Origin of the sequence: Duganella callida (genome assembly GCF_004614165.1) — a bacterium.
GTDB lineage: Bacteria > Pseudomonadota > Gammaproteobacteria > Burkholderiales > Burkholderiaceae_D > Rugamonas > Rugamonas callida.
The window spans coordinates 1-6,133 of record NZ_SPVG01000120.1; the positions used below are offsets into that span (position 1 = coordinate 1).

A 6,133-nucleotide genomic window follows, 5' to 3' on the forward strand; every position below is an offset into this window, starting at 1 on the left:
CGTAAGCGCGCTTACGGCAGAGCTCGTGTGCGATTGGCAGAACTGACCCCGGATTGGAGGTGGCGTTGCAGCAGGCTGCTCCACAGCACCACGGCGCAGCATGACGTGACGCCAGCCGCCAGGTAAAGCAGCCGGTAATCGCGGCCGTTCAGGTCGAGCAGCGCCCCCAGCGCCAGCGTCGATACCACCACCAGCAAGGCGGTCAGCGATGCCGATACCGCCGCCAGCTGGGAGAAGCGCTCGCGCGGCAGCAGCGCCGGCAGCAGCGATACGGTGCCGGTCAGGAAGCAGCCGGCCAGCACGCCGTGCACGATCAACGCGACCAGGAAACCGGTGCGGCCGTCCACCAGCCGCCACGCCGCCAGCATGCACACGGTGTACAGCATCATCACCGCCATCCCCACCCGCAGCGGATGATAGCGGTCGGCCAGCCAGCCCAATGGCCACGCCAGCAGAATCGAAATCACATAAGTCGATGCCACCGCCGCGCCGAAGCTGCCGGCGTCCACGCCAAACTGCACGCAGGCGTTCAGCGCGTTGATGTTGATCGGCAGGACCGCCACCGCGCCCAGCGCCACGGCGCCGAACAACAGCCCCCACCGGCGGTCGCCCGGCCGCAGCGGCGCCAGGCTGGCGCGCGCCGGCGGCCGACCGTAATCCGGCTCGCGCACGCGCCAGCACACCAGCAGCATGCAGCCCAGGTAGACGGCGGTGATGGCCGCCAGCAGCGGCTGGAACGCGGCCATCATCTCGTTGCGGAAAAACAGGGCGAAGAAGCTGGCGCCGGTGGCCAGGCTGACGATGCGGAACAGGCCGAAGAAGCGCCCCAGGATCGGCCGCGGCACGGTATCGTTGATCAGCGCAATGAACAGCGGGTTGCCGACGATGGTGGCGATTTCGAACACCGTCCAGCTGACCGCCAGCGCCAGCAGGCTGGAACTGAAGGCCATGCCCAGCATGCCGCTGGCACTGACGATGGTGGTCCCGAGCAGGAAGGGAATGCGCCGTCCGTAGCGCGAACGGGTGCGGTCGCTCCAGGCGCCGATCACCGGTCCCATGCTCAGCGCGATCAACGCCGGCATGGCGCCGATCAGGACATTCAGCAGCGTCGCATCCTGGCTGAAACGCAGCAGGTGCACCTTGAACAGTTCCTGCACCGAACGTTCGCGTAGCGACCATCCCAGGTCGCCAATCAACAACAGGGCGCACAGGAGCAGCAATCCCGTGCGCCCTGTCGCGACGCCTACGCCATCATCCCGCACCGCCGGTCTCCTTTATCCGTTCTGCCCTCTACTATAAAGGAATCCTGCGGCCGGAGGTGGGTTCTCAGAAGCTGAAGTCGGCGCGCATGGCAAAGTAGCGCTGATAGTCGCGTGCCGGCGTCCATTGTGTGGTATTCACCACCACAACCGGGTTGGGCGCCTTCGAACTCCAGGTGCCGTTGGCCCAGTTGTTGGCCAGGCCGGTGGCGTAGGACTTGTCGAACAGGTTGTTGATCAGGAAGGTGAACTTGTATTTATCCTGCTTGTCCTTGACGCCCAGGCCCAGGTTGAAGATGCCGTACGCGCCCTGGATCGTCATCGGGTCCTGATTCAGGTTGAACTGCGTGCGGCTCTGGAAACGGTAGGCGCCGGTGACGAAGCCGTTGAACGAGTATGCGGTCGGGATGTCGTACTGGCCGCCCAGATTCAGCTTGATCTTGGGCGCGTTCGGCAGCGTGGCGTTTTTCAGGTTGGCGACGCTGGTGTTGTTGTACTTGGCGCTGACCGCGCAATTGCCGCCAGGCGTGGTGCCGGTGCCGGCCGCATTGAGCACGCTGTAGCACGGTCCATTCTCGAAGTCGGTGACGATGGCGCGGGTATAGGCAAAGGCGCCGTTCAGCTGCAGGCGGTTATCCACGCGCCAGTTCAGGTCCGCCTCGACGCCGCTGGTGCGCAGAGCGCCGATCGAATGCAGCGTGGTACGGAACACACCATCGTTATCGTAAACGCCGGCCGATTGCTGGAAGCCCTTGAAATTGGTGCGGAAGGCCGCCAGGTCCAGCGTCATGCGCCCGTTCAGCAGGCCCAGTTTCAGGCCGGTCTCGATGCTGTGTGCCGATTCGCCCGGCACCGGCTGGGTTTTGGCGATGGCGCTGGTGAAGCTGGAAGTCAGATCGTACGCCACGCCCTTGTGGCCGGTGGAGTACGTCGCATACGCCATGGCGTCGCGGTTGAAGCGGTGCTCAAGTCCCAGCCGGCCGGTGGTGTCGTGATTGGTGTCGTCGCCATGCAAATACTCGCTGACCACGCGCGCGGTGGCCGGCGGCGGATTGTAGCGGGTGAAGGTGTAGCCCGTGTCCTCCTTGTTGTAGCGCAGCCCGGCAATCACGCTGGTCTTGTCGGTCAGATCGTAGCTGGCCTGGCCGAAGGCGGCGTAGCTGGTGTTGTAGGCGCTGGCCGCGTAATCGGTCACATAGGTCGACACCGGCGCGCGCGTCAGCTCACGCGCCAGCTGGTTGTCGCCGTACCACAGGCCAGCCACGTATTTGAGCCGGCCGCTGTCGGGCGAGGTCAGTCGCAGTTCCAGCGTGCGCGCGGTGACATCGAACAGGCCATATTGATACAGGCCGCCATGGAAGCCGGTCACCGCGCCGTTCACCGGCAGGTAGGCCAGGATGTCGCTGTCGGTGGCGTCGCCGTCCTGGTAATCGTCCATGTGATAGTTGGACCAGGAGGTGATGGCGCTCAGGTTGTAGCCGGCCAGCGGACCGTTTTCATCGAAGGCGTAATTGACCTTCAGGCCGGCGCCCTTGTCGCGCGCCTTGCCGCCGGCGCCGTAGTCGTTGCGCACACTGACGTTGTCCGGTCCCGGCGTGATCCCGGCCAGCAGCGTCGATGCCGGCAGCTGCGCCACATTCTGATAACGGCCGCCCGGCGTCATGGCGGAAAACGGCTGCACGCAGCAGGCCACTGTGGACTTGCTGGCGCGCGGGCTGAAGGTTAACGCCCACTGGTCGTCCGGACGCCATTCCAGCTTGCCGACGAAGTTGGTGCTGCGCGAGCCGTTCAGGTGATCGCCATTGGTCAGATTCTTCACCACGCCGCCGAAGTCGGACTTGTTGACCGCCACGCGCATGCGCAGCGTGTCGCTCAGCGCACCGGAGATCGATCCCATGGCGCGCCATTCGCCATCGCTGGACAGGTAGGTGGTGGCCTTCTCCTTCCAGCCGCTGTCGATCGGACGGGTGGTGATGTTGATCGCGCCGGCGATCGAGCTTTTGCCCAGCAGCGTGCTTTGCGGTCCCTTCAGCACCTCGACGCGGAACACGTCGGCCAGGTCCTTGAAGGCGTTGGCCTGCATGGCGAACGGGATGTCGTCGATCACCACCGCCACGTCGGACTCGACGCCGATGCCGAGCGAATAGGTGCCGATGCCGCGCATGTTGATGCTGAAGTTGCCCGGCTGGGTCGAGTAGGTGACGGTCAGCGCCGGCGACAGATTGGGCAGGTCGTTGATGTCGCGGACGTTATTCCGCTGCAGCGTGGCGTCGCTCAGCACCGTGATGGCGGCTGGTACGTCCTGCAGGTTCTGGGCGCGCTTGTTGGCGGTCACCACCACCTGCTCCACCTTGCCGTCGTCGGCCTTGGCGTCCTGGGCCATCGCCTGCGGCGACAGGGCGGCCAGGCCCCCCGCGACCGCTACTGCCAGGGGGCGAACCGCCAGACTGGCTTGATGCTGAATGCTCTTGCTCACTGCTTATCCTCCTCGATGGAATGGTAACCTTAACGCCAGCGGGTGATGTGAACGTTATCACATCCTGTTAAAAAAATCAGGCGCCGGCCTTTATCTACTGCTTTCGTGCAGATGAGTTAACGTTATCAGCCCAGCACACCGCGTACAAGATTTTTTACATGCTTTTCGAAAGCTGGCGCGAAAATGCGACAGATTGCGCGGATGCTTATGCTTTTTTCGCGCGCCGGCGCGGCGTCGCCAGCAGCGTTGCGGTGGAATCGCGCACCACCATCTCGGCCGGGAACTCGACGCGCTGGCGCCTGCCGGGTTGCCGCTGGATGCGGCGCACCAGTTCCTGCACGGCGGCCTGCGCCATCAGCGCGATCGGGTGACGCAGCGTGGTCAGTTGCGGCCGCACGATGCTGGCCGACGGCACATCGTCGAAGCCGATCAGCGACAATTCTTCCGGCACTTTGATGCCCTGTTCCAGCGCCGCGTTCATGCAGCCGATCGCCATCTCGTCGTTGGCGGCAAACACCGCGCTCGGTCGCGGCGACAGCGCCAGCAGGCGCATGCCCGCCTCCTGGCCCGATTGCTCGCTGTAGGTGCCCTGCTCCACCCAGTGTTTGTCGACGCGCAGGCCGGCGTCGGCCATGGCCTGACGGTAGCCGCGTTCGCGCTCGGCGCTCTGACCGGTCCAGTGCGAACCCTTGATGAAGGCAATGCGCTGATGGCCTTGCGCGATCAGGCTGGCCACGGCGTCGCGCGCGGCGTTGAAGTTGTCGCCCTGGACCACCGGCAGCGTGGTCTCGCGGCGGCAGAAGTTGACCAGCACGATCGGACTATCGCTCTTTTCCAGCGCCTCCAGATACTCGTCGGTCATGCGCGGCAACACATAGATCAGGCCATCCCACAGGCCGTGCAGCAGCTGGCTGTGGCGGCGCTGCGTCTGCTCGTCCAGCTGGCCGATCGAGTTGTAGATGAACAGATCCATCTCGCACTTGCGCGCCTCCTCCGTCATGGCGGTGACGAAGGCGTTGACTACGACCGAGCCGAGATCGTTGACCACCACGCCGATGACATTGGTGCGGCCGCCCTTCATCACGCGCGCCAGCGTATTGGTGGCGTAGCCGAGCGCCTTGGCGGCGGCGTGCACCTTGTTCCTGGTCTCGTCCGACACATAGCCGTCGCCGGACATGGCGCGCGACGCCGTCATCACCGATACCCCGGCCTTGGCCGCCACCTGCACCAGCGTCACCGACTGTTTCTTCATGCTGTCATCCCTTATGCGAAGTGATAACGATACCGCGAGTCGCACCCCAGGTAAACGGGCACAGACCACGATTTCGAAACAATTGCAAAATCGTGGTCTGTCCCCGGGCGGAAAGCTAGGGGGAGCTAGGGTTTCATGCGGTACACTTCGCTGCCCGCCAGCAGCAGCGCGCCCACCGCGAACACGTCGGTCGAGCCGGGATCGAAGTGCTTGGGATCGGCGCCGATCGGCTGTACATGGGTCAGTTTGCCGTCCTCGGTGACGCTGGCCGCCAGGGCCCGCCACGCGTGGCGCACCGCCGGGGCGTAGCGCTGCGCCGGCAGCACGCCCTGGTTTACGCCCCACGCCAGCGCATAGGTGTACAGGCCGGTCCCGCTGGTTTCCTTGCTCGGATAACTGGCCGGATCCAGCAGGCTGGCGCGCCACAGGCCATCGTTTTGCTGCAGGCCCAGTATGCGCTCGGCCAGCTCGCGATACTGCCGCACGAAGCGCTCGCGCTGCGGATGATCGGCCGGAATGTACTGCAGCATGCGCACCATGCCCGCCAGCACCCAGCCATTGCCACGACCCCAGAACACCTTGCTGCCGTTGGCCTCGCGCTGCTTGAAGTAGCGGCTGTCGCGGTAGAACAGGTGTTCCTGCTTGTCGTACAGGTAATCGGCGGTGCGCCACCAGCGTTCGATCGCGAAGTCCAGGTAGCGCGGATCGCCGGTGACGGCGCTCAGCCGTGCCCACGTCGGCGGCCCCATGAACAGCGAGTCACACCACGACCAGCGCGTCAGCACACCCGGCGCGAGGAAGTCCAGCGTGCCGTCGCGTGGCTCGTCGAGGATGGCGTCGAACTGCGCACGCATCGGCGCGATCATGGCCGGGTCGCGCAACTGCTGATACAGCTCGGCGTAGGTCTGTCCCACGGCCTGGTCGTCCGCGTGGTACAGGCTGGGGCCGAGGCGCCAGCGGTTGCCGCGGCCCATATTGACCATGGCGTCGCGCCAGGCGGGATTGGCGGAGACGCCGGCCAGCGCCATGAAGCCGGCGTCGCCCACCGCCTCGGTCCAGTCGTCGCCGGGGTAGCCGGTGGGATGCGCCAGCTGCCAGGCGGCGGCCTTCTCGATCAGCGCCAGCACGGCGGCCTGGGCCGGCGTC

The 6,133-nt window shown here is 65.3% G+C and carries 4 protein-coding genes; all 4 read right to left on the minus strand.

The annotated features are described in order from the left end of the window. Positions 1-11 precede the first annotated feature (11 nt). The gene (locus E4L98_RS11950) at positions 12-1,220 is read right to left on the minus strand and encodes an MFS transporter (RefSeq protein ID WP_135201781.1); all 1,209 of its coding nucleotides are present in this window, start codon (positions 1,218-1,220) and stop codon (positions 12-14) included. A gap of 106 nt (positions 1,221-1,326) precedes the next feature. Next, positions 1,327-3,735: a TonB-dependent receptor gene (locus E4L98_RS11955; RefSeq protein WP_135201782.1), complete on the minus strand. Its 2,409-nt coding sequence runs from the start codon at positions 3,733-3,735 to the stop codon at positions 1,327-1,329. Between the two features lie 205 nt (positions 3,736-3,940). Continuing rightward, complete coding sequence (locus E4L98_RS11960) at positions 3,941-4,987, minus strand: LacI family DNA-binding transcriptional regulator (protein WP_135201783.1); 1,047 nt, start codon at positions 4,985-4,987, stop codon at positions 3,941-3,943. A 125-nt stretch (positions 4,988-5,112) separates the two neighbouring features. Continuing rightward, positions 5,113-6,133: glycoside hydrolase family 88/105 protein (locus E4L98_RS11965; RefSeq protein WP_135201784.1), on the minus strand; the 1,021-nt coding region annotated here is incomplete at its 5' end.

Bases quoted from the DNA above. Each gene is read 5' to 3' on its own strand.
- E4L98_RS11960 (WP_135201783.1), bottom strand. From the start codon at position 4,987: ATGAAGAAACAGTCGGTGACGCTGGTGCAGGTGGCGGCCAAGGCCGGG.